Source organism: Mycobacterium sp. IDUB_3 (genome assembly GCF_055419585.1).
In genome coordinates this window covers 2,042,218-2,068,667 of sequence record NZ_JBVAXZ010000001.1, presented here as the reverse complement: position 1 = coordinate 2,068,667, position 26,450 = coordinate 2,042,218, and the positions used below count along the sequence as shown (strand labels likewise).

At 67.3% G+C, this 26,450-nt stretch carries 26 protein-coding genes; 17 read left to right on the top strand and 9 right to left on the bottom strand.

Annotated elements, in window-relative coordinates; translation table 11 throughout:
• Positions 1-577 precede the first annotated feature (577 nt).
• The 10 genes from ACZYVJ_RS09050 (at position 578) to ACZYVJ_RS09005 (ending at position 10,429) form a co-directional block, all read left to right on the top strand.
• Positions 578-1,384, top strand: a complete 807-nt coding sequence (locus ACZYVJ_RS09050; RefSeq protein ID WP_463830702.1) for a hypothetical protein — start codon at positions 578-580, stop codon at positions 1,382-1,384.
• 118 nt (positions 1,385-1,502) lie between these two features.
• Positions 1,503-2,258 carry a dienelactone hydrolase family protein gene (locus ACZYVJ_RS09045; RefSeq protein WP_463830701.1) on the top strand — a complete coding sequence of 252 codons (756 nt, stop codon included), beginning with the start codon at positions 1,503-1,505 and terminating at the stop codon, positions 2,256-2,258.
• Between the two features lie 10 nt (positions 2,259-2,268).
• Entirely contained in the window at positions 2,269-2,541 is a 273-nt protein-coding gene (locus ACZYVJ_RS09040) for a DUF6295 family protein (RefSeq protein ID WP_065054221.1), read from the top strand.
• 7 nt (positions 2,542-2,548) lie between these two features.
• The gene (locus ACZYVJ_RS09035) at positions 2,549-3,319 is read left to right on the top strand and encodes a DUF427 domain-containing protein (RefSeq protein ID WP_463830700.1); all 771 of its coding nucleotides are present in this window, start codon (positions 2,549-2,551) and stop codon (positions 3,317-3,319) included.
• 146 nt (positions 3,320-3,465) lie between these two features.
• On the top strand, positions 3,466-4,881 hold the full coding sequence (locus ACZYVJ_RS09030) for an ammonium transporter (protein ID WP_463830699.1): 1,416 nt from the start codon (positions 3,466-3,468) through the stop codon (positions 4,879-4,881).
• A 15-nt stretch (positions 4,882-4,896) separates the two neighbouring features.
• Positions 4,897-5,235, top strand: coding sequence for a P-II family nitrogen regulator (locus tag ACZYVJ_RS09025; protein ID WP_463830698.1), 339 nt, complete (start codon positions 4,897-4,899; stop codon positions 5,233-5,235).
• Positions 5,236-5,674: 439 nt separating this feature from the next.
• Positions 5,675-6,793, top strand: coding sequence for a WD40 repeat domain-containing protein (locus ACZYVJ_RS09020; RefSeq protein ID WP_463830697.1), 1,119 nt, complete (start codon positions 5,675-5,677; stop codon positions 6,791-6,793).
• 163 nt (positions 6,794-6,956) lie between these two features.
• On the top strand, positions 6,957-8,585 hold the full coding sequence (locus ACZYVJ_RS09015) for a long-chain fatty acid--CoA ligase (protein WP_463830696.1): 1,629 nt from the start codon (positions 6,957-6,959) through the stop codon (positions 8,583-8,585).
• 60 nt (positions 8,586-8,645) lie between these two features.
• Positions 8,646-9,536, top strand: a complete 891-nt coding sequence (locus ACZYVJ_RS09010) for a class II glutamine amidotransferase (RefSeq protein ID WP_463830695.1) — start codon at positions 8,646-8,648, stop codon at positions 9,534-9,536.
• Between the two features lie 23 nt (positions 9,537-9,559).
• On the top strand, positions 9,560-10,429 hold the full coding sequence (locus ACZYVJ_RS09005) for a patatin-like phospholipase family protein (protein ID WP_463830694.1): 870 nt from the start codon (positions 9,560-9,562) through the stop codon (positions 10,427-10,429).
• A 33-nt stretch (positions 10,430-10,462) separates the two neighbouring features.
• On the opposite strand, the gene ACZYVJ_RS09000 is transcribed toward ACZYVJ_RS09005, so the two are convergent.
• Entirely contained in the window at positions 10,463-11,530 is a 1,068-nt protein-coding gene (locus ACZYVJ_RS09000) for a patatin-like phospholipase family protein (protein ID WP_463830692.1), read from the bottom strand.
• A gap of 96 nt (positions 11,531-11,626) precedes the next feature.
• Positions 11,627-12,001: a lipoprotein LpqV gene (locus tag ACZYVJ_RS08995; protein WP_463830691.1), complete on the bottom strand. Its 375-nt coding sequence runs from the start codon at positions 11,999-12,001 to the stop codon at positions 11,627-11,629.
• 176 nt (positions 12,002-12,177) lie between these two features.
• On the opposite strand from ACZYVJ_RS08995, the gene ACZYVJ_RS08990 reads away from it, so the two are divergent.
• A complete protein-coding gene (locus ACZYVJ_RS08990; RefSeq protein WP_463830690.1) occupies positions 12,178-12,798 on the top strand; it encodes a cupin domain-containing protein in 621 nt (206 codons plus the stop codon).
• On the top strand, positions 12,795-13,232 hold the full coding sequence (locus tag ACZYVJ_RS08985; protein ID WP_463830689.1) for a rhodanese-like domain-containing protein: 438 nt from the start codon (positions 12,795-12,797) through the stop codon (positions 13,230-13,232). The genes ACZYVJ_RS08990 and ACZYVJ_RS08985 overlap by 4 nt, the downstream gene beginning before the upstream one ends.
• Here the strand turns inward: ACZYVJ_RS08985 and ACZYVJ_RS08980 are convergent.
• The 3 genes from ACZYVJ_RS08980 to ACZYVJ_RS08970 are packed head-to-tail and all read right to left on the bottom strand — an operon-like array spanning position 13,229 to position 16,862.
• The gene (locus ACZYVJ_RS08980) at positions 13,229-15,019 is read right to left on the bottom strand and encodes an alpha/beta hydrolase (RefSeq protein WP_463830688.1); all 1,791 of its coding nucleotides are present in this window, start codon (positions 15,017-15,019) and stop codon (positions 13,229-13,231) included. The genes ACZYVJ_RS08985 and ACZYVJ_RS08980 overlap by 4 nt on opposite strands.
• Before the next feature lie 9 nt (positions 15,020-15,028).
• The gene (locus ACZYVJ_RS08975; protein ID WP_463830687.1) at positions 15,029-15,811 is read right to left on the bottom strand and encodes an enoyl-CoA hydratase; all 783 of its coding nucleotides are present in this window, start codon (positions 15,809-15,811) and stop codon (positions 15,029-15,031) included.
• A 13-nt stretch (positions 15,812-15,824) separates the two neighbouring features.
• The gene (locus tag ACZYVJ_RS08970; RefSeq protein WP_463830686.1) at positions 15,825-16,862 is read right to left on the bottom strand and encodes an enoyl-CoA hydratase/isomerase family protein; all 1,038 of its coding nucleotides are present in this window, start codon (positions 16,860-16,862) and stop codon (positions 15,825-15,827) included.
• 225 nt (positions 16,863-17,087) lie between these two features.
• On the opposite strand from ACZYVJ_RS08970, the gene ACZYVJ_RS08965 reads away from it, so the two are divergent.
• The gene (locus tag ACZYVJ_RS08965) at positions 17,088-17,945 is read left to right on the top strand and encodes a Bax inhibitor-1/YccA family protein (protein ID WP_463830685.1); all 858 of its coding nucleotides are present in this window, start codon (positions 17,088-17,090) and stop codon (positions 17,943-17,945) included.
• 152 nt (positions 17,946-18,097) lie between these two features.
• On the opposite strand, the gene ACZYVJ_RS08960 is transcribed toward ACZYVJ_RS08965, so the two are convergent.
• Together ACZYVJ_RS08960 and ACZYVJ_RS08955 are read right to left on the bottom strand one after the other, a co-directional pair.
• The gene (locus ACZYVJ_RS08960) at positions 18,098-19,315 is read right to left on the bottom strand and encodes an acetyl-CoA C-acetyltransferase (protein WP_463830684.1); all 1,218 of its coding nucleotides are present in this window, start codon (positions 19,313-19,315) and stop codon (positions 18,098-18,100) included.
• A gap of 94 nt (positions 19,316-19,409) precedes the next feature.
• A complete protein-coding gene (locus tag ACZYVJ_RS08955; RefSeq protein ID WP_463832914.1) occupies positions 19,410-20,372 on the bottom strand; it encodes an SGNH/GDSL hydrolase family protein in 963 nt (320 codons plus the stop codon).
• 243 nt (positions 20,373-20,615) lie between these two features.
• Here ACZYVJ_RS08955 and ACZYVJ_RS08950 point away from each other — a divergent pair, with 243 nt between their 5' ends.
• The 4 genes from ACZYVJ_RS08950 to ACZYVJ_RS08935 all read left to right on the top strand — a co-directional run bounded on the left by ACZYVJ_RS08950 (position 20,616) and on the right by ACZYVJ_RS08935 (position 25,154).
• Positions 20,616-21,683, top strand: coding sequence for an alpha/beta hydrolase (locus ACZYVJ_RS08950; protein WP_463830682.1), 1,068 nt, complete (start codon positions 20,616-20,618; stop codon positions 21,681-21,683).
• A 61-nt stretch (positions 21,684-21,744) separates the two neighbouring features.
• Complete coding sequence (locus ACZYVJ_RS08945) at positions 21,745-23,151, top strand: cystathionine beta-synthase (protein WP_463830681.1); 1,407 nt, start codon at positions 21,745-21,747, stop codon at positions 23,149-23,151.
• Positions 23,152-23,238: 87 nt separating this feature from the next.
• The gene (locus ACZYVJ_RS08940; protein ID WP_463830680.1) at positions 23,239-23,976 is read left to right on the top strand and encodes an RDD family protein; all 738 of its coding nucleotides are present in this window, start codon (positions 23,239-23,241) and stop codon (positions 23,974-23,976) included.
• An 11-nt stretch (positions 23,977-23,987) separates the two neighbouring features.
• Entirely contained in the window at positions 23,988-25,154 is a 1,167-nt protein-coding gene (locus ACZYVJ_RS08935; protein WP_463830679.1) for a cystathionine gamma-synthase, read from the top strand.
• Between the two features lie 63 nt (positions 25,155-25,217).
• Here the strand turns inward: ACZYVJ_RS08935 and greA are convergent, their stop codons facing one another.
• Complete coding sequence (gene greA / locus ACZYVJ_RS08930; protein ID WP_083065928.1) at positions 25,218-25,712, bottom strand: transcription elongation factor GreA; 495 nt, start codon at positions 25,710-25,712, stop codon at positions 25,218-25,220.
• Positions 25,713-25,931: 219 nt separating this feature from the next.
• The gene (locus ACZYVJ_RS08925) at positions 25,932-26,366 is read right to left on the bottom strand and encodes a DUF4307 domain-containing protein (RefSeq protein ID WP_463830677.1); all 435 of its coding nucleotides are present in this window, start codon (positions 26,364-26,366) and stop codon (positions 25,932-25,934) included.
• Between the last annotated feature and the right edge of the window lie 84 nt (positions 26,367-26,450).

Here is a 26,450-nt window from a genome sequence, read left to right as displayed (position 1 = left end):
CAGTCAGTTGACTTGTGACGTCACGCGCGGCGCAAGCTTCCCAAACTTTGTCTCCTGAACGCCACAGCATGATGCGCTGCCAACCATTCAAATTGCAGTCGCGCGTGGTGCTGTCACGATACTGTTTCGGCTATCGACCTGACGTTCGCACGGCCGAAAATAGCCCTGTTTTCTACCGAAGTGTCGTCCTTATCGATTTCGGCAAGCGCTGGCGCTTCAGGCAACATTTCAGCAAGCAGTGGGATGGCGGAGGGGGCGAAGAGTCGAAGCTGCTAACTTCGTCCCACTGCGGTCACAATCGTGCCGCAGTCGGTTGCGCGAACAGCGACGGCTCAAAACTTGCACGCGCCCGACCCGGGTGGCGCAAGCGCATACCGGCGGCGGTCTTATCTGGCAGAGCCCGACGGCGTGGCGCAGCGCGACGACGCCCGCCCGGGCGACGGTGCACCGAATTGGCTGCACAATAACGTTTTTGACGATCATGATGCGCCGCCGTCCGCACCCATCGTCGCGTGGACCAACAGTTTGGGCCTGCCGCCGACGGGCGCGCAAACCGTCATCCATACACTGACCCAGCATGGGCATGCTGTTCGGCCTCGCGCCGTGGATCGTGTATTGGGTACTCGTCGGTAACGTCCCATTCGCCGCGGCCGTGCTGGTCGCGTTGGCGATCGCCGCCGCCAGCCTGGGCCTGGGGGGCGTGCTGGGCAGGAAGTGGCAGTTCTTCGATTTTGCTTCCGTCGCAGTGCTTTTGATTCTCGCCGTGCTGGCCTTCACGCTCAGCGATTCGTTCCTCGAGCGGTGGATACTGCCGCTGAGCAACGCCGGGATCCTCCTGGTGACGCTGATCGGGGTGCTGGTCGGCAAGCCCTTCGTGGCCGAGTTCGCCGCGGCGGAACAAGCCGCCGACGTCGTTAAAACCGCGCTGTTCGGCCGGGTCGTCAAGATTCTCAGCTGGCTGTGGGTCGCGACGTTCGCCGGGATGACGGTGTCGTCGGTGATCCCGTCGATCCTGGAAGGCCCCGCCGGACCCGCCGGGACCACCGCCGCCCTGATGCTGGACACCAAGACACCGCTGTTGTTTCTCTGCTACTGGATCATTCCCTTCGGGCTGCTGGGGCTCGCGGCGGTCGCGTCGCGACTGCTGCCCGACTGGATGCTGGTCGGCATCGACGACGTCGCGCGGGAAACCTCGTTCGTCGCCTACGACGAAGCCACCATCGACGAGCTCTACTTTTTGGCCCAGGAACACGCCAACCGTGAGGTCGGCCCCGGCAAGGAGGCGTATGCCGTCAAGGTCGGCGGGATGGGGACTCCGTTGACCGGAGACGAGTCCCGCAAGTCGTGGCCCTCGACCTACAAGGTGCGCGACAAGCGGCACTGAACCCGCAGCGCGATTCGGCTACGTTGGTTCTCGGCGGAGCGGCCCGGACCTACGGCAGCGCTCCGCATCCGGGTGGCCACAACGGGAATGCCCACCGGAGCGGAGAAAGGGAGTCGTGATGAACGCGCCCAGCGCAGACGCCATCCGCGCAGAAACCATCACCATCATCGGCCACGGCGGCGACGAGATCGAGGCCTACCACGCCGTGCCGCTCGCGCAGGCGTCGCGGGGCGGCGTCGTGTGGATCCACCACATGCCCGGGTACGACCGGGAGACCAAGGAGTTCGTCCGCCGGCTCGCCGTCAGCGGCTACAACGCCGTGGCGCCGAACCTGTACTCGCGCGAAGCCCCGGGCGCCGCGCCCGATGACGCGGCCGCCGCGGCGCGCGCCGCGGGCGGGGTGCCCGACGAACGACTGGTCGGCGACGTCGCGGGCGCGATGGACCACCTGCGCACGTTGGACGGCGCCAACGGCAAGTTCGGGGTCATCGGGCACTGTTCGGGGGGACGGCACGCCTACCTCGCGGCGTGCTCGCTGCCGTTCGATGCCGCGGTGGACTGCTACGGCGCCTTCATCGTCGAGGACCCGCCCGAGGGCATGCCCAAGGCCATGAAGCCGATCCTGGACCTGGCCGCCAACCTCAGCTGTCCGCTGCTGGGCCTGTTCGGGCTCGACGACCGATTTCCGGCGCCCGCCGCGGTGGCCACCCTGGACGCCGAGCTCAACAAGCACGACAAGCCGCACGAGTTCCACTCGTACGAGGGCGCGGGCCATTCGTTCTTCTCCGTCGACCGCCCGGCGTACCGGCCGGAGGCCGCGGTGGACGGCTGGCGGCGCATCGACGAGTTCTTCGCCACCTACCTGAAGGGCTAGGCATCTCCCCATGTGCACTTATCTCACCGAACACGTCGAGATCGACGGCAGCGGCAAGGGCGCGACGGGATGGTTCGGCGCCAACCGCGCGACGGTATACGTCGACCACCCCGTGCACGCGCCCTACGGCCACACCGTCAACATCGACGTGATCAACCCGCAGCTCGGCCCGTCGGCGCGGGTGGCCCTGGAACTGACCGAGGAGAGCGCGCTGGCGCTGGCCGACGCCATCCGCAAGGCCATCGGTCACGCTCCGGCCGGACTGGCCTCCAAGGACCAGTAGGTCAGCCATGGCCGCCGACACCGGTTACCCGCAGATGGCCGCGGCGCGCGGCAGGATCGAACCCGCCCCCCGGCGGGTCCGTGGCTACCTCGGCGACGCGCTGGTCTTCGACACCACCGCCGCCCGGTACGTGTGGGAAGTCCCGTACTATCCCCAGTACTACATCCCCCTTGCCGACGTCCGGACCGAATTCCTGCGCGACGAAAACCACGCCCAGACAGTACAATTCGGCGCGTCGCGGCTGCACTCCCTGGTGGGCGCCGGCCAGACGCACGAGTCCGCCGCGCGGGTATTCGACGCCGAGGGCGACAGCGCGCTGGCCGGTACCGTTCGCTTCGAATGGAATCCGTTGCGCTGGTTCGAAGAAGACGAGCCGATCTACGGGCACCCGCGTAACCCGTATTCACGCGTCGACGCCCTGCGCTCGCACCGCCACGTTCGGGTCGAGATCGACGGAATTGTCTTGGCCGATACCACAACTCCCGTTTTGCTGTTCGAAACCGGTTTGCCGACAAGGTATTACATTGATCCGACCGATGTCGCGTTCGAGCACCTGGAGTCCAGCCCCACGCAGACGTTGTGTCCGTACAAGGGGGTTACGTCAGGTTATTGGTCGGTGCGCGTGGGTGACGACGTGCACCAGGACCTGGCATGGACCTACCACTATCCGCTTCCAGCGGTCGGTCAGATTGCCGGTCTAATCGCTTTCTACAACGAGAAACTCGACATCAGCGTCGACGGGGTCGGGTTGGCGAGGCCGCAAACGCAGTTCAGCTAGCCCCACCGCATTTCGAAATAGATTCTTAAACTCGCGCACATACGGGCGCAACATTGCCATTCGACGCTTCACCCGTCTACGGCGTCACTTCGCACCGCAGCTGATTCTAAAAGGCCTACCAGCCTGAATTGGGGTGTGTCTGAACCATGTTGCCTTATCCAGATTGGCTCAATCCCGGGGACAACGCCTGGCAGTTGGTGGCGGCGACTCTGGTCGGCCTGATGAGCATTCCAGGCATCGCCGTCCTGTACGGCGGAATCGTGCAGAAGAAGTGGGCCGTCAACACCATGTTGATGGCGTTCACCGGATTTTCTCTGGTGCTGGTCGTGTGGGTGCTGTGGGGCTTCAAGATGGGCTTCGGCGAGCCGCTGAAACTCGGACCGGGCATCTTGGCGTCGGCCGTCGGGAAACCCAGAACCATCCTGAGCAGCAACAACCAGCAGATCGCTTATATCCCGCTGCTGGATGGCACCATGCCGTCTTTCCGCTTCTCGGAGACCACGCTGGCCTACTTCCAGTTCGTGTTCGCCGCCATTACCCCGCTGCTTTTCCTCGGTAGCGTGATCGGGCGAATGAGCTTCAAGGTTTGGCTGATCTTCGTGCCGCTGTGGTCGACATTCGCCTACTCGGTCAATGCGTTCCTGTTGTGGGGCGGCGGCTGGTGGTCACACGCGGGCGCCTTGGATTACAGCGGCGGCTACGTCATTCACCTCGCCGCAGGGACATCCGGGTTCGTCGCCGCCGCCGTGATAGGTCCGAGGCTGGCGCGGGACCGGGAGCGCGCGGTGCCGAACAACCTACCCCTGGCCGCGGTCGGCGCCGGAGTTTTGTGGTTGGGCTGGAACGGCTTCAACGGCGGGGACCCGTACTTTTCGGGTGCCGATGCGTCACTGGCGGTGATCAACACCAATCTCGCCACCGCAGTCGCATTGCTCACCTGGGTGATCTGGGACATCTTCGCAAGCAGGCAGCGCAAACCGACGTTCCTCGGCGCGGTGAACGGGATGATCTCCGGTCTGGTCGCCATCACGCCGGCGGCCGGGTTTGTCAACAGCTTCGGTGCGATGATCATCGGTGCCGTCGCCTCGTCCCTGGTATGGATGTCGTGGAATTGGCTTGGTACGACAAGGCTTTTCAAGAAGGTGGATGACACGCTCGGTGTCTTTCACACCCACGGTGTGGCGGGTTTGGCCGGCGGCTTGCTGGTCGGGGTGCTTGCCGACCCGCACATCGTGGAATATCTGGGCGGCAGCACGGGACAGGACGTGACTTTTTCTGGTTGGCTGTACGGTCACCACCCCAAACAGATACTGATCCAGGCCGGCGCTGCGGGCACCGTCATCGTCTGGGATGCGTTCGTCACCTTCGTCATCCTGAAAGTCCTTGGCCTCTTCATGAAACTGCGGTTGCCTGACGAGGTGTTGGAGACCGGTGACCTCGGTGCTCACGACGAAGAGGCTTACCCCGACGACACACTCGTCACGGGTCGGAGGGTTGAGCCGGTCTCGGCAACGCGGAGTGACGCGTTGACCTCGAAACCCACTGAACCGGTGGATGATTGAGGATGCGAAGTCGCCATGAAGCTGATTACCGCGATCGTCCAGCCCTTCACCCTCGATGACGTCAGGCATGCCGTGGAGTCCGCCGGTGTGCTGGGTTTGACCGTCACCGAAGTCCAGGGGTACGGCAGACAGCGCGGACATACCGAGGTCTATCGCGGAGCCGAGTACGCGGTCGAATTCGTGCCGAAGGTGCGGGTCGAGGTACTGACCGACGAGGAGTTCGTCGACCGGGTCACAGGGGCCATCATCGGCGCGGCTCGCACCGGGAAGATCGGTGACGGGAAGGTGTGGGTTTCACCGGTGGAATCGCTTATCCGGATCCGGACCGGGGAACGTGACCACGAGGCGCTGTGAATCGGTGACATTGCACCCAAAGGGTGACTATTTTGCCAAACATCTTGCGGTCGGCCGATGTGTGATATTCACCTCGTCGGCCGCAAATCCTGAGAACTCCTTACATACGCGACGGTGCAGCGCTTACGGCAGTTGTTAGCGACATGAGCGAAATCCGCCGGAAGCGGGTTTGCCTGACTTTCGCTACGGGTAAGCGACTGCGATACAGCGTGATTGGAAGTCTGAGCAGAACCTGAGTGTGCGGAGTGACGTAGCTAACGTCGAAAACTTCGAACTGCTTTGGGGCGAATTTTGGCCAGTAGACTACCGAAAACCAGTCTCGTCAGCGCCTTTCGGTGCTGCAATCCGGTGGATCCGGAGGCCAAATCGTCGCACACGTATCGGCGGCTTTCGCCACATGACGACCAGAGCCAACAAACACAGCAAAGGCGGTGCCAGCGTGAACGATGTGAACGGCCCTACGGCCGCGCATGACGATCGAGACGCCCGAATCTTCGAGCTTGACACCACCTCGGTGGTGCGAGTGCCGTTGCACAACGGTCCGATCAGCGATATCGACATCAGCCCGGACGGGCGCCGGCTGGTCGCAACCAACTACGGCCGCAATATGGTTTCGGTCATCGACGCCAACACGTGTCGTGTCTCGAGCACCGTCACCGGGCTGGCCGAACCGTTCGCGGTCACTATGAGCAGCGCGGACTCCAACTACGCCTACGTCAGCATCGCGACCGCCGGCTACGACGCCATCGAGGTCATCGACGTCGTCACGAACTGGCGTATCGCCACACACCAGCTGGCGAACAGCGTCAGCGATCTGACGGTGAGCCCGGACGGCAAATTCCTTTACGCCAGCCGCAACGCGGTTCGCGGCGCCGATGTGACGGTGCTGGACACCACCACCGGCGAACTGGAGGTCATCGACCTGGCGACCGTGCCGGGCACCACCACCGAGTGCGTGCGGATCAGCGCCGACGGACGTCGGTTGTACGTCGGCATGAACGCCCCGACCGGCGGCAGTCTTGCCATGATCGAGACCCGGACGCGGTCCGACAACCGGCGGGTCGGCGGCCGGTCGCGCATCGTCGGCGTCGTCGACCTCGGTCTGCCCCTGCGGGATGTGGCGCTGAGCAATGACGGCGGCACGGCGTACGTGGCGAGCTGCGATCCGGTCGCGGGCGCGGTGCTCGACGTGGTCGACACCCGGGTCAACAAAATCGTCGGCACCCACAAGATTCCGGAGATCACCGGCCCGCTCACGCGGATGACGCTCAGTCGTGACGGCGCGCGGGCCTACCTGGTCAGCGACGACCGCATCACGGTGCTGAGCACCCACCAGCAGGACGTCGTCGGCGAGGTCATGGTGTCCAAGCACCCGTCGTGCGTGGTGGAGAGCCCCGACGGCACCCATCTGTACGTCGCCGACTACTCCGGCGTGGTCACCGCGGCGCGCATCGCCTCGACCGCGCCGTCGCAGACCCGCGGCGACGCGAGCGACCGGAACCTGGCGGTCGCCGGCTGGCTGCCCGAACTGCCGGAGTGGGAACCGGTCCTGGCCTAGGCCCGCCTGGTGCCGCGGGGCGCCAAAGCGGCCCCGGCCGAACGGGATCCACGCAATCGACCGCCAGTCTCCTCGGGTGCTGACACTCTCGCCGAATTCAGGCTTAGGGTGGGAGGCGGCCGACGGCACAGGTGTGTTGCCCCGAGACTAAGGCGGTTGATCAGTGGACGGCACGATGCAGGACTTCCCGTTGACCATCACCGCGATCATGCGCCACGGCTGCACCGTGCATGGGGAACGCAGCGTCACGACCGCCACCGGGGACGGCTACCGGCGCACGACCTACCGGGAGCTGGGCCGGCAGGCCGCGCAACTGGCGAATGGCCTGCGCCGGCTGGGCGTCACGGGTGATCAGCGGGTGGGCACGTTCATGTGGAACAACGCCGAGCACCTCACCGCCTATCTCGCCTTGCCTTCGATGGGCGCTGTCCTGCATACCCTTAACATCCGGCTGTTCCCCGAGCAGATCGCCTTCGTCGCCAACGAGGCCGAGGACCAGGTGGTGCTGGTCGACGCCTCCCTGGTCAAGTTGCTCGCACCCGTGCTGCCCGAGCTCGAGACCGTGCACACCGTGGTCGTGGTCGGCGACGACACCGAGCCACTGCAGGGATCGGGTAAGACCGTGCTGCGCTACGCCGACGTCCTCGACGGCGAGCCCACCGACTTCGACTGGCCGCGCATCGACGAGAACTCCGCCGCCGCGATGTGCTACACCAGCGGCACCACAGGCAACCCGAAAGGCGTTGTCTACAGCCACCGTTCGAGCTTCCTGCACACGATGGGCGCGTGTACCACCAACGGCATCGGCGTCGGGGCCACCGACAGCGTGCTGCCCATCGTGCCGATGTTCCACGCCAACGCCTGGGGGCTGCCATACGCGGCGCTGATGGCCGGCGCCGACTTGGTGTTGCCCGACTGCCACCTCGACCCCCGGTCGCTGGTCGCGATGGTCGAGGACCTGAAACCCACCGTGACCGGCGCGGTGCCGACCATCTGGAACGGCGTCCTGCATCACCTCGAGGACGACCCCGACCACGACATGTCCTCGCTGCGGTTGGTGGTCTGCGGCGGCTCGGCCGTCCCGGTGTCGCTGATGCGCACCTTCGAGGAAAAGCACGACGTACAGATCCGGCAGCTGTGGGGCATGACGGAGACCTCGCCGCTGGCCACCATGGCGTGGCCGCCGCCCGGCACCCCGGAGGACCAGCACTGGGCCTTCCGCGGGACGCAGGGCCAGCCGGTCTGCGGGGTGGAGATGCGCATCGTCGACGACGACGGTCAGGTGCTGCCCAACGACGGCCAAGCGGTCGGCGAGGTCGAGGTCCGCGGACCATGGATCGCCGGGGGCTACTACCTGGGCCGCGACGAATCGAAGTTCGACTCCGGCTGGCTGCGCACCGGCGACGTGGGCCGCATCGACGAGCGCGGATTCGTCACCCTGACCGACCGCGCCAAGGACGTCATCAAATCCGGTGGGGAATGGATCTCCTCGGTCGAGTTGGAGAACTTCTTGATCGGGCACCCGGATGTGGTCGAGGCCGCCGTGGTCGGCGTTCCCGACGAGCGCTGGGAGGAGCGGCCGCTTGCGGTGATCGTGGCCAAGGAGGGCGCAGCGGTGAGCCCCGAACAGCTGCGAAACTTCCTCGCCGACAAGGTTGTTCGGTGGTGGCTGCCGGAGCGGTGGACCTTCGTCGACGAGATCCCGCGCACCAGCGTCGGCAAGTACGACAAGAAAACCATCCGATCGCGATACGCCGAGGACGAATATCAGGTGATCGAGGCGCGTGATTGAACGATGCGTACCCGTCGGCCCTGCTGACGTGCCGACCGGCGGCCGCTAGCGTGGGGAGCCATGTGCCGACTCTTTGGCCTGCACGCCGGGACGCACGCGTGCACCGCGACCTTCTGGCTGCTGGACGCCCCGGACAGCCTGGCTCAACAGAGCAGGAGGAATCCGGACGGCACCGGGCTGGGGGTCTTTGACGAACACGGCCAACCGCACCTGTACAAGGAGCCGATAGCGGCCTGGCAGGACGCCAAATTCGCGACCGAGGCCCACCGGATGACCGGCACGACCGTCCTCGCCCATGTCCGCTACGCGACCACCGGCTCGCTCGATATCCACAACACCCACCCGTTCCTGCAGGACGGGCGGATCTTCGCGCACAACGGCGTCCTCGAGGGATTGGACATCCTCGACGAACGGCTGCGTGAGGTCGGCACCGACGACTTGGTGTTGGGCGACACCGACTCCGAGCGGGTGTTCGCCTTGATCACCGCCGCGATCCGCGCGCGCGACGGCGACATCACCGCCGGCCTCACCGACGCCATGCGGTGGCTCGCCGAGCACGCTCCGATCTACGCGGTCAACGTGCTGCTGAGCACGGCCACCGACATGTGGGCGCTGCGCTATCCGGACACCCATCAGCTCTATATTTTGGATCGATCCGACGATGTCGCTTCGCGCGACACCGAATTCGACTTGTGCACCAAGCGGATTCACGCCCGATCGGAGCATCTGTGTGAGCGGCCGTCGGTGGTGTTCGCCACTGAGGTGATGGACGACGAGCCGCGCTGGCGGCTGCTGCCGGCGGGCGAACTCTTCCATGTCGATGCCGGTCTGCAGATCCACCGCAGCATGATCCTGCCAGACCCGCCCAAACATCTGCTGCGTCGCGAGGACCTGAGCTCGCCGGTTGAGGAGTCCCAGCACGCCCTGCCGAACACCCGGCAGCTGGCCTGATCCGTGCTGGCAAGCTAGACGACGTGACAACCAAACGCGCCCTGGTGCTGGCCGGTGGGGGGATTGCGGGAATCGCCTGGGAGACAGGTGTTCTGCGGGGCATCGCCGACGAGTCGCCGGCGGTGGCCCGGCTGTTGATCGAGTCCGACGTGCTGGTCGGGACGTCGGCGGGCTCGGCCGTCGCCGCGCAGCTGAGCAGCGGACACACCCTGGACGAGCTGTTCGACCGGCAGGTCGCCGAGACGTCGGCCGAGATCGATTCCGGGGTCGACGTCGAGACCATCACCGAAATGTTCCTGACGGCCCTGGGTGAGCCGTATCAGGACACCCTGGACAGGACCCGGCAACAGATGCAGCGCATCGGCGCCGTGGCACTGGCCACCAAAACCGTTCCCGCGCCGGTGCGCCGCGACGTCATCGCGCGGCGCTTGCCGTCGCACCACTGGCCGGACAGGGAATTGCGCCTCACCGCGATCGACGTCGAAACCGGCGAATTGACCGTCTTCGGCCCCGACTCCGGCGTCGACCTGGTCGATGCCGTCGCGGCCAGCTGCGCGGTGCCCGGGGCGTGGCCGCCGGTGACGATCGCGGGCCGCCACTACATGGACGGCGGGATCGCCAGTTCGGTCAACCTCGTGGTGGCCGCCGACTGCGCGACGGCGGTGGTGCTGGTGCCCTCGGGCGTCGACGCGCCCTCGCCGTTCGGTGCCGGGCCGGCCGCCGAGGTCTCGGCATTTCCCGGAGCGGCGTTCGCCGTCTTCGCCGATGCCGATTCGCTGGCCGCCTTCGGGCCCAATGCGCTCGACCCGGGCTGCCGCATCCCGTCGGCCCTGGCTGGACGCAAGCAGGGCCGTCGCGAAGCCGCTGCCATCGCCCGCTTTCTGGGGCTGTGACAGCGCTTGGCGCACAAGCGATTTGAGCGCCTCTCAGTGCTCGATCGCGGGTGGGACGTCCTGGTCGTCCACGACTTCCAGGGCGTCCAGCGCGTCATCCGCCAACGCGCGGCCGGCGGCGATCACCTCCATCGCCCGGTGGAATTCCAGGGCCCGGCACGTCGAGCGCGGAATCTCGATGTGCAGGTCGGGCGGGTAGACCGCCAGGGTGTGGCGGGCCAGGGCGGCCTGGGCGATGTCGATCGTCCGGTTCATCACCTCGAAGCTGCCCAGTTTCGGCACGTCGGGTCCCACACCGACCAGTTCGCCGGCGTCGTCACCGGGCGCGGGCTGCTCGTCGTCGTGGGTGTCCGCCCAGCCGTCCGACTCACCCGGTCCGCCCAACCTGCTCAGCACCGCCCGCGCCGTCGGCCGATCGAGCAGCGAACGGGCGGCGGTCGTGTCAAGCAGCGCGGAGGTGCTGCGCACCATGCGGGTCAACCACTCGACGGTGGCACCGGGCTCCGGTTCACGGTTGCTGATCGCCTCGCTGCCGGACAGGCTCACCGCGATGGTCAGGTCGGCGTTGACCGCGGCGAGCGGGGCCAGCGGCAGCGGATCCAGGATGCCGCCGTCGGCGAGCAGCCGCCCGTCGACCGCGTGCGGTGCGATCACGCCGGGGATCGCGATGGACGCCCGGATGGCCTCGTCGAGGGGCCCGCGCTGAAACCAGACGGACTTTCCCGTCAGCAGGTCGGTCGCCACCGCGGTGTAGGGGATGGGCAGTTCTTCGATGGCGACCGGGCCCAGGATGTCGCGCACCGCGTCCAAGATCTTGCCGGCCCGCATCACGCCGGCCGCGCTGATGGACGGGTCCAGCAGCCGCAGGATGGTGCGCTGAGTCAGGGACTTCGCCCAGTCGGCGAACTCGTCGAGCCGCCCGGCCGCCTGCAGGCCGCCGACCAGCGCGCCCATCGACGAGCCGGAGACGCCGACGATGTCGTAGCCGCGCGTCACCAGGGCCTCGATCACCCCGATGTGGGCGTAGCCGCGGGCGCCACCGCTGCCGAGGGCCAGGGCCACCCGGGTCGGTTCTGATCGGCGCCGAAGTTCGTCGGGCACCCCTACATTCTGCGCGGTGGGTCAGCGGGCTGCGCGGGCACTTTATTCAGTCGTGATTCCAATTACCCGGCGGCGAAAAAACCTCCGGGTGCGGCGCTACCCGCATTCGTCGTTGGCGGCCGCCCGCGCGGCGACGATCACGGCGGCCTGGCGGGCCGGCGCCAGCTTCGACCACGGGGCGTTCCAGCTGCCCGCGGTGCCCGCCGGGGACGCCTGAACCATCGACAGATACGGCTCGAACAGCGACGCACCCGTCTTGGGCTGGGCGTCCATCCACTCTTTCGCGGCGTGACAGGCCTGGTAGTACTCCTCTTCGGTCGAGTTCGCGGGGACGTCGACCCTGGTCGTCACGCCGGCGGGGGACAGGCCGACCGAACCCGCGGGCAACGAACCCGGGATGCCGGATTGCCGCGCCGACGGGGACGAGGGGGCGCCACTGTGCGCGCCGTGCGAGCACCCCGTGACCGCCATCACGGCGGCCGCGGCAACAACCGCGCCCCACCGCCGGGACCGACCACCGCACCACCGCACGGTCTCAATCTATGCAACACTGGCGGCCGTGATGGAGCGCTTCGGATTTTGCGAGTGTTGTCGGCCGTAACACGCCGCCGCTTGCCCTGTCCGTTTTCGCGTGAAAGCTCCTCTAAATGTCTGTGCCCGTCGTCACGGTCCCCACTGTGGCTGCCCCGCGCCCGCGAGCCCTCTCCGCCCCGTCCGCCGGCCCGACCCGGCTGCGAGTGCCGGATCTGCTCTACGCCACCGACCAGGCCGCCGACGATGTGCTCAGCGGGCGCTGCGATCACCTGTTGCCCGAGGGCGGCATACCTGAGTCGCGGCGCTGGTTCACCCGCATTCACGGCGACGAAGAACTCGACGTCTGGCTGATCAGCTGGGTGCCCGGCCAGCCGACCGAGCTGCACGACCATGGCGGGTCGCTGGGCGCGCTGACCGTCATTTCCGGATCGCTGAACGAATACCGTTGGGACGGAAGGGCTTTACGTCGCCGTCGGCTGGACGCCGGCGATCAGGCCGGATTCCCGTTGGGCTGGGTGCACGACGTGGTCTGGGCGCCGCGGCCGGTCGCCGTGCCCGTTTCGCTGCCGGTCGCGGGGTCGCCGGGCGCGGCAGCCGCGCCGGTGCAGCCGACCCTGAGCGTGCACGCCTACTCGCCGCCCCTGACGGCGATGTCGTATTACGAGATCACCGACCGCAAGACGTTGCGCCGCGAACGCACCGAACTGACCGACCAGCCGGAAGGATCGCCATGAGCCGCATCGACGTCGTCTTGAGATCCGCCCGGCGCCGGTATCGCCGCCTGCCCGCCGTCGAAGTGCCCGATGCGCTGCGGCGTGGCGCGGTACTGGTCGACATCCGGCCGCAGGCCCAGCGCTTTCGCGAGGGTGAGGTGCCCGGGGCGCTGGTGATCGAACGCAACGTCCTGGAGTGGCGGTGCGATCCCACCAGCGAGGCCAGGCTGCCCGAGGCCGTCGGCGACGACGTCGAATGGGTGATCCTGTGTTCGGAGGGCTACACGTCCAGCTTGGCGGCGGCCGCGCTGCTGGACATCGGCCTGCACCGCGCCACCGACGTCATCGGCGGTTATCACGCGCTGGCCGGCGCCGGCGTGCTGAGCGAGCTGGCCGGGGGCCGGGTCGATCCGGTGTTCGCCGACACCGGCGGCAACGCGCGGCGCTGGATCTAGCTCGTCTCGTCGGCGTGCAGCAGCGGACGCAGTTTCGCGGTCTTGTCCGGCGTCCAGCCGGGCGGCGACAGCACCGCCGCCCAGCCGTCGGCAACGTCGGCGACGTAGTGGTGGCCATGCCCGTCGGGTACGTCCACCGCCACCGCCATGTCGGCCGACACCTGCAGGAACGTGACGACCGGAATCCAGCGCGTCTGCGGCAGCACGTCATAGCCGCGCGGCTCGTTCAGCCAGTCGGGCTTGCTGAACAACAGGTCCGGCGTCCACCAGGCGATGGGGTCCGACGCGTGCTGCAGGTACACCACCCGAGGGTGATCCCACGGCGCGTCGGGGCGCGTCAAATCCTTTGCGCGAGCGACGAATCGGACATAACGACCGTCCTGATAGATCGGTAGCCACTCCGGCGATCCGTGGTCACGCGTCGACGTCAGATCGGTCCAGATGGTGTTTTTGAAGGTCGGTCCGCTGAACAACGCCCCGTCGGTGCGCGCCAGCACGTTGTTCAGGCTCAAGAACGGCGCCTCGCCCCCGAACGATCCCAGGCTCTCGCCGAACACGACGAGCTTGGGGCGACTGCCTTCGGGCATCTGGCGGATCAGCTTGTCGACGGCCTCGAAGAGCGCCTGGCCGGCGTGCCGTGCGTTCTCCTTGTCCACCAGGAACGACAGCCAGCTCGGCAGGAACGAATACTGCATGCTCACGATCGCGGTGTTGCCGTTGTACATGTATTCCAGCGCCGAGGCTTCCGCCTCGTTGATCCAGCCGGTCCCGGTGGTGGTGCCCACCGCGACGACGGCGCGCTGCAGCCCCCCGGTGCGCTGCAACTCTCGTGCCGCCAGTTCCGCGGCCGCGATGATGCCCTTCGACGAGTCCAACCCGGCGTAGGCCCGGATCGGCTCGATGGCCGGGGCCCCGTTGAACGAGGTCAGATCGGCGACCTTCGGACCGCCCTCGACGAAGATACGCCCTTGGTGACCAAGGGATTCCCACGACACCAACGACTCGGGACCACCGGAGCGCAGCGGCGTCTTCGGCGCCGCGCTATCGGGGCTCAGCTCGTCGTTGGCCGAGGCGAAAGTGTTGTTCATGGTGCGCATGGCGAACTTGAGCACGACGCCGTTGAGCACCGCGACGGTCATGACCACCAGTGTGATGACCACGATGGTGGCCGAAAGCCGAAACGGCACGAACCGGTCCACCTGGCCGACCAGAAAGCGGACCAGCCAGCGGGTGAATTGGCCTATTTCGACCACCGTGAACAGCACCACCAGCGATAAGACTCCCGCCAGCGGGTAGTCATACCACTCCAGATGGGACACGCCCATCAGGTCGCGCACGTCGTCCTGCCACACGTGGAACCAGATCGCCATGAGTACCTGGCCCACCACGCCGATCGGGATCAGCACCTTCCATGCCCAGCCTGGTGGCGGCGGGCTGTGATCCTTTTCGCGCATGAACCGCACCAGCCAGACCGAAAAGACGCCCAGCCCATAGCCGATGGCGCCGGAGAGCCCGCTGACCAGCCCCTGAAACAATGGGCCGCGCGGTAGCAGCGAGGGTGTCAGCGAAAGCCAGATGAAGATCAGGCCGACGGTGGTGCCGAAGAATGTGTAATGCCGTACCCACCAAGGTCTTTCGGTCCACGGCAGGGTGGGGGCGGCGCGCCCGGCTCGCGATGCCGGTGCCGGGTGCGGTGCGGCGTCCGGCTCGGCCGCCGCGGACTCCTCGACGACGTCCGCCGGGTCGTGGTCTGCCTCGGTGGGTGTCGCGGAAACCGGTTCGCTCATGCAAGCGTCCTAGCGGTGGGTGAAGTTCGGCGGGCGCTTCTCGACGAAGGCCGCCATCCCTTCGGACTGATCATCGGTCGCGAACGTCGAGTGAAAGAGCCTGCGCTCGTAGAGAAGTCCCTCGGCCAAGGTGGATTCGAACGCGCGGTTGACGGCCTCCTTGGCCATCCGGGCCGCCGAGCGCGACATCTGCGAAATGGTGGTAGCGACGGCCTTGGCCTCGGTCAGCAGGTCGTCGGCCGGCACCACTCGTGAGACCAGGCCGCTTCGTTCGGCTTCTTCGGCGCCGATGGTGCGGCCGGTCAGGATGAGGTCCATGGCCTTGGCCTTGCCGATGGCTCGGGTCAGCCGCTGTGAGCCGCCCATGCCGGGAAGCACCCCGAGTTTGATTTCGGGCTGGCCGAATTTCGCTGTGTCGGCGGCGATCAGCACATCGCACATCATCGCGAGCTCGCAGCCGCCGCCCAGCGCGTGCCCGGCCACCGCGGCGATCGTCGGAGTGCGGACCGCGGCGAGCTTGCTCCAGGGGGCGAAGAAGTCGGCGCCGAAGGCGTCGGCGAACGTCAGCCCGGCCATCTCCTTGATGTCGGCGCCGGCGGCGAACGCCTTGGCCGAGCCGGTGATGATGATAGCTCCGATGCCGGGGTCTTCATCTAAATCGGCTGCCGCGCTGGTGACTTCGTTCATCACCTGAGTGTTCAGGGCGTTGAGGGCCTTCGGCCGGTTCAAGGTGATGATGCCGACACGCTCTTCGCGCTCGACGAGGATGGTCTCGTAATTCGTGTCTGTCATCCAAACCGCCTTTCTAGAAACTCAAGTCGTCCTCGACCGGCGTGAAATACGCCTCGACGTCGGCCGCGGTGACCGCGGACAGCTGCGCCGGCGACCATTTCGGATTGCGATCCTTGTCGATCAGCTGGGCGCGGATGCCCTCCACCAGATCGTGCGAGCGCAACGACGCCGACGACACCCGATAGTCCTGCACCAGAACGTCTTTCAGTGTCGCGAGCTTGGCGGCACGGCGCACCGCCTCCAGGGTCACCGACAGCGCGATCGGGGAACGGGTGGCGATCAGGTCGGCGGCGTCGTTGGCCGGAGCCGCATCGTGCCCGCGCAGGGCGGCGACGATGTCCTCGACGGTGTCGCCGGCATAGCATGCGTCAATCCAGTCACGTTGCGCGGCAAGCTCACTGGCCGGCGGTTCGGTCGCGTACTTGGCGAGTGCGTCCTGGACGCCGTCGGAGACCACCGCGCGGCGGAACGCTTCGACGTCGTCATGCGCGACGTAGTGGTCGGCGAAGCCCATGGCGATGGCGTCGGCTCCGGAGAACGGCGCCCCGGTCAGCGCGGCGTGCAGACCCAGGCCGCCGGGAGCCCGAGACAGCAGATAGACACCGCCGACGTCGGGGATGAAGCCGATGCCGACCTCGGGCATGGCGATTTTGGACGTATCGGTGACCACCCGGGTGTTCGCGTGCGCGCTGACGCCGACGCCTCCGCCCATCACGATGCCGTCCATCAACGCCACGTACGGCTTGGGGAACTCGGCGATCTGCGCGTTGAGCAGATACTCGTCGCGCCAGAACCGTCGCGCCTCGACCCCGTCTTTGCGCGCGCTGTGATAGATCGAGACCACGTCGCCGCCCGCGCACAGTCCGCGCCCGCCGGCACCGGACAGCACCACCGCGTGCACCGCGTCGTCGCCCGCCCAGCCGGTGAGGATGGCGCTCAGCGCGTCGACCATCGGCTGATTCAGCGAGTTGATCGCCTTGGGGCGGTTGAGCGTGATCAAGCCGACGCTTCCCTCGACTTCGGTCAGAACCTCATCGGATTCGTCGGTCACGCCCTCGCCTTCCTTGAGCCGGTCCAGGCCGGTTCAGCCCCGAGGAAGAAATCTAGATCGTCACGACCGGCGCGGTACCCGCGGGTAAGGGTTATCTTTAACGCGACGACATCGGCGGAGGCTGTATACACCGGAAAATGCCCAGGTCCGCTGGGAACCAGGGTGCAGCGCCGATCGTTGACAGTGTGTTCGCACAGCTCGAAGCCAAATAGAGAGGATCCGACGGTGCGGGAGACAAGCAACCCGGTATTTCGTTCGCTGCCTAAGCAGAGGGGCGGATACGCGCAATTCGGCACTGGCGCCCCCCCGATGCAGGGCTATGGCTATGGGGCCGACCCCTACGCGGCTCCCTATCCGGCCCCGTATCAAGAGGCCAAAGCTTCGCGTCCGCTGACCATCGACGACGTCGTCACGAAGACCGGCATCACGCTGGCCGTGCTGGCGGTCTCCGCCGTGGTCTCCTACTTCCTGGTCGCCCGCGACGTGGCGCTGGCCATGCCGCTGGCCCTGGTCGGCGGGCTGGGCGGATTGGCGCTGGTGCTGGTGGCCACCTTCGGCCGCAAGCAGGACAACCCGGGCATCGTGCTGGGTTACGCGGTGCTCGAAGGGATGGTCCTGGGCGCCATCTCGTTCGTCTTCGCCAACTTCACGGTGTCGCACGCCAACGCCGGGGCGCTGATCGGTGAGGCGGTGCTGGGCACATTCGGGGTGTTCTTCGGCATGCTCGTCGTCTACAAGACCGGGGCCATCCGGGTGACGCCCAAGTTCACCCGCATGCTGGTCGCCGCGATGTTCGGCGTGCTGGCCCTGATGCTCGGCAACTTCGTGCTGGCGATGTTCCACGTCAACGGCGGCACCGGCCTGGGCCTGCGCAGCGGCGGCACGTTGGCGATCATCTTCTCGCTGGTGTGCATCGCGATCGCGGCGTTCAGCTTCCTGATCGACTTCGACGCGGCCGATCAGATGGTGCGCGCCGGCGCGCCGGAGAAGGCGGCATGGGGCATCGCGCTGGGCCTGACCGTGACGCTGGTCTGGCTGTACATCGAGATCCTGCGTCTGCTGAGTTATCTGCAGAACGACTAGCTCTCTCAGAGAGAAAAACCGGCACGTCCGTTGGCGTGCCGGTTTTTTCGTGTGTGTGGGCGCAGGGCGGGTTTACTCGGCGTGTCGCCGCCGGGGTTTCACACTCGACGCGCAGCTTTCACACTCGACGCGCACGGCCCACGCTCGGGTGCCTAGCTCAGCCGCTCGATCACCATCGCCATGCCCTGGCCGCCGCCGACGCACATGGTCTCCAGACCGAAGGTCTTGTCGTGCGTCTGCAGGTTGTTCAGCAGCGTGGTGGCGATGCGGGCGCCGGTCATGCCGAAGGGGTGGCCCAGCGCGATCGCCCCGCCGGACACGTTCAGCTTGTCCTCGTCGATGCCGAGCTCGCGCGCCGAGCCCAGCACCTGGACCGCGAACGCCTCGTTGATCTCGAACAGGTCGATGTCGCCGACCGACAGCTTGGCGCGCGCCAGCGCCTTCTTGGTCGCCTCGATGGGGCCCAGGCCCATGATCTCTGGGGACAGGCCGCTGACCCCGGTCGACACGATGCGCGCCAGCGGCGTCAGACCCAGTTCCTTGGCCTTGGTGTCGCTGGTGATCACCACCGCGGCGGCACCGTCGTTGAGCGGGCAGGCGTTGCCCGCGGTCACGGTGCCATTGGGCCGGAACACCGGCTTGAGCTGGCTGATCTTCTCGTAGGTGGTGCCGGGACGCGGGCCGTCGTCGGTGCTCACGGTGGTGCCGTCGGGCAGGGTCACCGGGATGATCTCGCGTTCGAAGAAGCCGCTCTTGATCGCTTCCTCGGCGCGGTTCTGGCTGCGCACCCCCCAGTGGTCCTGGTCCTCGCGGCTGATGCCGGTGAGCAGCGCAACGTTCTCGGCCGTCTGCCCCATCGCGATGTACACGTCGGGGATGTTGTCGTCGGCGCGAGGGTCATGCCACTCCTCGGCGCCTTCGGCCGCGGCGGCCGACCGCTCCTGGGCCTCACCGAACAGCGAGTTCTTGGTGTCCGGCCAGGAATCGGCGCTGCCCTTGGCGAACCGGGACACGGTTTCCACACCCGCGGAGATGAAGGCATCGCCCTCGCCGGCCTTGATCGCGTGGAAGGCCATCCGCGAGGTCTGCAGCGACGACGAGCAGTACCGGTTGACGGTGGTGCCCGGCAGGAAGTCGAAGCCGAGCTCGACGGCGATGACCCGCGCCAGGTTGTAGCCGGATTCACCGGCCGGCTGGCCGCAGCCCAGGATCAGGTCGTCGATCTGGTGCGGGTTCAACGCGGGCACCTTGTCGAGCGCGGCGCGCACAATCTGGACGGTCAGGTCGTCGGGGCGCATGTTGACCAGCGACCCCTTCATCGCGCGGCCGATCGGCGAGCGAGCGGTTGAGACAATCACGGCTTCAGGCATGGTGGTTCCCTTCAGATCCCTGCAGATCCCACAGATGGGGGCTGGCTCGCTTCACCTTCGGGCGGTAGGTCCACCCCGACCGGCGAAAACAAATCTAGTCGCTGCCGACCTCGGGGCACGAAGACGGGGCAGGTCCGGGCGCCGGACGTCGCCACAGCCGCGACATCACGCTGGTGCGGGTGTGTCGCTGACCGAGGACCGGCGTCGCCGCCGGCACCGGCGAACTCACCGGCGGGCGCTCCACCTCCTCGCCCAGCGCGTCGCACAGGGCGAGCAGCAGCGCGTCGGCCGCGAGCGCATAGGCGGGCGCCGAGGGGTGGAAGCCGTCGGCGGAGAACATCACGTCGGGGGTGGCGCGGAATTGCGGCGCCATCAGCTGCGCCAACGGCACCGGCACGCCGCCGGCCGACCGGACGGCCGCGGTCTGGGCGCGGGCAAGCTGCAGACAACGCTCGTGCGCCAGCGACCGCAGCGGTTGCGGAATGGCGCTGATGAACCCGAGATCGGGGCAGGTGCCGACGATCACCACGGCGCCGCGGGCGCGCAACTTGCGGACGGTCAACGCCAGCCGTTGCGCCGACTGGCTGATGCCGTTCAGCGCGGTCACGTCGTTGGCGCCCACCATGATCACCGCGATGTCCGGCGGCGGGCCGGCCACGAACATCGCGTCGACCTGACCCCACACGCCCTTGGAGGTGGCGCCCACGATTGCCTTGGTGCTCAACCGGATTCGTTTGCCGGTCTGCTCGGCGAGGCCTCGCGCGATCCGCACCCCGGGCACTTCGTCGGCGCTCATGCAGCCGTATCCGGCGGCGGTCGAGTCACCGAAGATCATCAGGTGCTGGTCCACCGCCATGCCGCGGTGCCAGCGTTCCACCGGGCCGCCGCCACGCACGTACACGCCGTCCGCGCGAGGCGGGATATCCCAGGATTTGGGGATGATCGTGCGCGCGTGAGTGGCCTGGCCGACCAACAGACTGCGTGCCCCCAGGTAGGCGGTTCCTGTTGAGGCCAGCGCGCCTGCTGTGGCCAGGGCGATCGCCGAACGGCGTGGCACCCGCATGGTCACGCAATCAAGTTTAAAGCTGCTGGGAGTTTCGCGCGGGTGGCTGGAAAACGAACTGATTACGGTGCGAAGCAAAACTGGTATCGAATCAGCTATTTCATACGTTGCACTAAGCATCGCCTGTCAAGCTGTAATCAAGGGATTGGCTGAGCGCTCTGGCAAACGGCTGAACCAGACGCTCGGTCGCCTCGTCACATGCTGTATCGCACTACAACGGCGTAGGAAGTGTTGAGCATGACTGCACCTAGTAAGGAATCGGGGTCATCGGCAACTACCGTTCGGCCCCATGACGTCCTGAGAGCGCGTCGAGCCCAGGCGCGCAAATTCGCCATCAGCGACGGCGCGCCCGTCGAGGTCCTGGAATCCGGGCCCAGCGTCGCCGCGCGATTGGCGAACCTCACTTCGCGCCTGACCATCCGGCCGATCCTGTCCGTCGGCAGCCACGTTCCCAACCTGCCCTGGCCCTGGGGTCTCATCGACCTCACCGCCCGGGTGCTGATCCCGGTGTCGGCCACCGTCCGCGAGACCGTGAAGCTGCCCCATGCGTCGGCCCAGCTGGTCCGCGCGCCCGGGGTGCTGCCCGCCGACGGCAGCCGCCGCGTGATCGTCTACCTGCACGGCGGCGCCTTCCTCACCTGCGGGGCGAACTCGCACGGCCGGCTCGTCGAAGCCCTCTCCAAGTTCGCCGACTCGCCCATCCTGGTGGTCAATTACCGTCTGCTCCCCAAGAACTCGGTCGGGATGGCGCTCGACGACTGTCAAGACGCCTACCGATGGCTGCGGCAGCGCGGATACGAACCCGACCAGATCGTGCTGGCCGGCGACTCCGCGGGCGGCTACCTGGCGCTCACGCTGGCCCAGCGCCTGCTGGAGGAGGGTGAGGATCCCGCTGCGCTGGTGGCGATCTCACCCCTGCTGCAGCTGGCCAAGGAACCAAAGCAGGCCCACCCCAACATCGAGACGGATGCGATGTTCCCGGCCGGGGCGTTCGATGCGCTGGCCGAGCTGGTGGCCGGGGCGGCCCAGAAGAACGTCGTCGACGGGAAGCCCGAAGAGATCTACGAGCCGCTCGAGCACATCAAGCCGGGCCTGCCGCGCACGCTGATCCACGTGTCGGGCTCCGAGGTGCTGTTGCACGACGCACGGCTGGCGGCGAGCAGGCTGGCCGCGGTGGGCGTGCCGGCCGAGGTGCGGGTATGGCCCGGGCAGATCCACGACTTCCAGCTGGCCGCGCCGATGGTGCCCGAGGCCATCCGCTCGCTGCGGCAGATCGGCGACTACATCCGCGAGGCCACCGGCTAGACGCGCAGACCGCGCGGAGAGTAGTTGTGCGCCGCGCGAAACCGCCTGAGACGATGAACGCATGCGGATCGCGCAGCACATCAGTGACCTCATCGGCGGCACACCGCTGGTGCGCCTGAATTCCGTCGTCCCCAACGGTGCCGGCATCGTGGCGGCCAAGGTCGAATACCTCAACCCCGGTGGCAGCTCGAAGGACCGGATCGCGGTGAAGATGATCGACGCCGCCGAGGCCAGCGGGCAGTTGCGGCCCGGCGGCACCATCGTCGAACCCACCTCGGGCAACACCGGCGTCGGGCTGGCCCTCGTCGCCCAGCACCGCGGCTACAAGTGCGTGTTCGTCTGCCCCGACAAGGTCAGCGAGGACAAGCGCAACGTGCTGCTGGCGTACGGCGCCGAGGTCGTCGTCTGCCCGACCGCCGTGCCGCCCGAGCACCCGGACAGCTACTACAGCGTCTCCGACCGGCTGGTCACCGAGATCGACGGCGCGTGGAAGCCCGACCAGTACGCCAACCCCGAGGGCCCGGCCAGCCACTACGCCACCACCGGCCCGGAGATCTGGGCCGACACCGACGGCAAGGTCACCCATTTCGTCGCCGGCATCGGCACCGGCGGAACGATCACCGGCGCGGGCCGCTACCTCAAAGAGGTGTCCGACGGCGCGGTGCGCATCATCGGGGCCGACCCCGAGGGGTCGGTGTATTCCGGCGGCACCGGCCGGCCGTATCTGGTGGAGGGCGTCGGTGAGGACTTCTGGCCGCAGGCCTACGACCGCACGGTGCCCGACGAGATCATCGCCGTGTCCGACTCCGACTCGTTCGACATGACCCGGCGGCTGGCCCGCGAGGAGGCGATGCTGGTCGGCGGATCGTGCGGGATGGCGGTGGTCGCCGCCCTCAGGGTGGCCGAGCAGGCCGGCCCCGACTCCATCGTGGTGGTGCTGCTGCCCGACGGCGGGCGCGGCTACATGTCGAAGATCTTCAACGACGCCTGGATGTCGTCGTACGGGTTCCTGCGCAGTCGCCTCGACGGCTCCACCGAACAGTCCAGGGTCGGCGACGTGCTGCGCCGCAAGTCCGGGGAGCTGCCCGACCTGGTGCACACCCATCCGTCCGAGACCGTGCGCGACGCGATCGGGATCCTGCGCGAGTACGGGGTGTCCCAGATGCCGGTGGTCGGCGCCGAGCCGCCGGTGATGGCGGGGGAGGTGGCCGGCAGCGTCTCCGAGCGCGAATTGTTGTCGGCCGTCTTCGAGGGCCGCGCGAAACTGGCCGATGCGGTCGCGCTGCACATGAGCCCGCCGTTGCCGATGATCGGCGCCGGGGAGTTGGTCAGCGCGGCCGGCAAGGCGCTGCGCGATTGGGACGCGCTGATGGTGGTCGAGGAGGGCAAACCGGTGGGGGTGATCACCCGCTATGACTTGCTGGGTTTCCTCTCCGACGGCCCTCGGGGACTGTCCGGGCGCCGGTAGTTCGCGGCGCCGCGCTTCTCGCCGGGCCGCGACGCGCTCGGGTACTGTTTCGGCCTAGTTCGGCTGGACCTGAGTGGAAGGTTGCCCATGACCGATCAACCGCCGCCCGGCGGCGCTTATCCGCCACCTCCCTCGTCGCCCGGGCCCTCGGGTGGGCAGCAGCCGCCACCTCAGGGTGGGCAACAGGTCCCGCCGCCTCCGCAGGCGCCCGCCGGGTCGTATCCGCCGCCCCCGCCACCGCCGCCGGGCGGGTCGTACCCGCCGCCTCCGTCGTCGGCCGGCGGATACGCGCCGCCGCCACCCGGGCCGGCGATCCGCACGCTGCCGACGCAGGACTACACGCCGTGGCTGACCCGCGCGCTGGCGTTCATCATCGACATCCTCCCGTACGTCGTCGTGCACGGGATCGGCACCGCGATCCTGGTCGCCACCCAGCAGACCGCCTGTATCACCGACGTCACGCAGTACGCCGTCAACCAGTACTGCGCCACCCAGAACTCGACCACCGGCATGGTTGCGCAGTGGCTGGCGTCGATAATCGGGCTGTTCTATCTGATCTGGAACTACGGCTACCGGCAAGGCACCACCGGGTCGAGCGTCGGCAAGTCGGTGCTGAAGTTCAAGGTGGTCAGCGAGGTCACCGGGCAACCCATCGGCTTCGGGATGTCGGTGGTGCGCTCGCTGGCACACTTCGTCGACGCGATCATCTGCTTCATCGGTTTCCTTTTCCCGCTGTGGGATTCGAAGCGTCAAACGCTGGCGGACAAGATCGTGACGACGGTGTGCTTGCCGATCGACGGCGCCGAGAGGCCGGCCGTCACCTAGGCTGATCGTCGATGAGCGACGACCGCACCGGACACCCCGAGTTCACCGGACTGGCCACCAAAGCGATTCACGCCGGCTATCGGCCGGACCCGGCGACCGGCGCGGTGAACGCGCCGATATACGCCACCAGCACTTTCGCCCAGGACGGGGTCGGTGCGCTGCGCGGCGGGTTCGAATACGCGCGCACCGGCAACCCGACCCGCACCGCGCTGGAAGCCGCACTGGCTGCCGTCGAAGACGGCGCCTACGGGCGGGCCTTCGGTTCAGGCATGGCCGCTACCGACTGCGCCCTGCGCGCGCTGCTGCGCCCCGGCGACCATGTGGTCATCCCGAACGACGCCTACGGCGGCACCTTCCGGCTGATCGACAAGGTCTTCACCCAGTGGAACGTCGAGTACACGCCGGTGGCGCTGCACGAGCTGGACTCCGTCGCCGCCGCGATCACGCCGAGAACCCGGCTGATCTGGGCGGAAACCCCGACCAACCCGCTGCTGTCCATCGCCGACATCGCGGCGCTGGCCGAACTAGGCAAGCAGAGTTCGGCAAAGGTGTTGGTGGACAATACTTTTGCCTCGCCCGCGCTGCAGCGGCCGTTGACGCTGGGCGCCGACATCGTGCTGCACTCGACCACCAAATACATCGGCGGGCACTCCGACGTGGTGGGCGGTGCGCTGGTCACCAACGATCGGGAACTGGACGAGGCGTTCGCCTTCCTGCAGAACGGGGCCGGCGCGGTGCCCGGTCCATTCGACGCCTACCTGACGATGCGCGGCCTGAAGACACTGGTACTGCGCATGCAGCGGCACAGCGAAAACGCTTCGGCCGTAGCGGAATTCCTCGAAGGCCACTCTGCGGTGAGCGCGGTGCTCTATCCCGGCCTGCCGTCACACCCCGGCCACGAGGTCGCCGCACGACAGATGAGTTCCTTCGGCGGCATGGTCTCGGTTCGTATGCGCGGCGGCCGCGAGGCCGCCCGCGATCTGTGCGCCAAGACCAAAGTGTTCATCCTGGCGGAATCGCTGGGCGGGGTCGAGTCGCTGATCGAGCACCCCAGCGCGATGACCCATGCGTCGACGGCCGGGTCACAATTGGAGGTTCCCGACGATCTGGTGCGCCTGTCGGTCGGCATCGAAGACATCGCCGACCTGCTGGCCGATCTCGATCAGGCCCTGGGCTAGCGGCGATCGCGAGCGCGGCGGAGGCGGGCGACGCCGGTCGCCACCATCGGGCTAGTGCCCCGATCAGGAGTGGTAGGGCTCCGCGCTGACCAGCGTGACCTCGACGGTGTTGCCGTTGGGCACCACGTAGCTGCGGGTCTCGCCTTCCTTGGCGTCGATCAGGGCGGCGCCCAGCGGTGAGTTGGGCGAGTACACCTCGAGCTTGCCGTCGTTGACGCCCTCCTGGCGGGTGGCGATCAGGAAGGTCTCCGTGTCGGACTTGTCGCCGTTGTAGTAGACCTTCACCACCGAACCGGGCAGCGCGACGCCGGACTGCTTGGGCGCCTCGCCGACTTTGGCGTTGTTGAGCAGGTCCTGCAACTGACGGATGCGGGCCTCCTGCTGACCCTGCTCTTCGCGCGCGGCGTGGTAGCCGCCGTTCTCGCGCAGGTCACCCTCCTCGCGGCGGTCGTTGATCTCCGCGGCGATGACCGGACGATTCGCGATCAATTGATCGAGCTCGGCCTTGAGTCGATCGTGTGACTCCTGGGTAAGCCAGGTCACGGAAGTGTCCGTCATCTCGTCGTGCTCCTCGTATGTTGTTTCGCGAGTTCGCGTTAAGTCCTGTTAGCTCCGCCGCCCCGGAGTGCGCGGGTCCTCCCCGTGTGCTGCCGCTCCGTTTTGCTCACGGTCGCTAATGCAGCAACACGGCCCCAACCGGAACCGTGCATTCATCCATGTTACCACCGCGCAAACAGTTGATGACCCCATATTCGCAGTTCGCCGCGGATCGGGAGGTCACGCCGGGCGCAGGTAAGCGGGCACATTGGTGCCGCAGCCATAGATGTCGGCCACCACCGGCGGTTCGAAAGATTTCACCGTCGTGGTCACCTGCACGGTGGTCGCGTCCGACGGCGGTACCAGCAGCTCGCGCCGGCCCGTCTCGCTGCCGTCCTGCGCACGGACCCGCACGATGCAGTCCACCGGCCGCGACGGATCCGATCGCGTCACGCTGATCGTTATCAACGCCGTCTGGTCATCGATCACCTGATAGCCGGCCATCGTCCCCTTGACGTCGCTGGCGCCGAACCGGTGATAACCGACGACCGCGATGACGAGTCCCGCCAGGATCACCAGCGCGCCCAGCGTGGCGATCACCCACCGGCGGGGGATACGCGACAGCCGGGAGCGTCCGTAGCGGGACTCCGGACGAGAAATCGGGGTTTCGGTCATACCTGGTTATGCCTGTTATGCCTGGTTGTCGGCTGCCCGGCACCGGCCGACAGCATGCAACGAACTCGGAACTGGAATTATAGG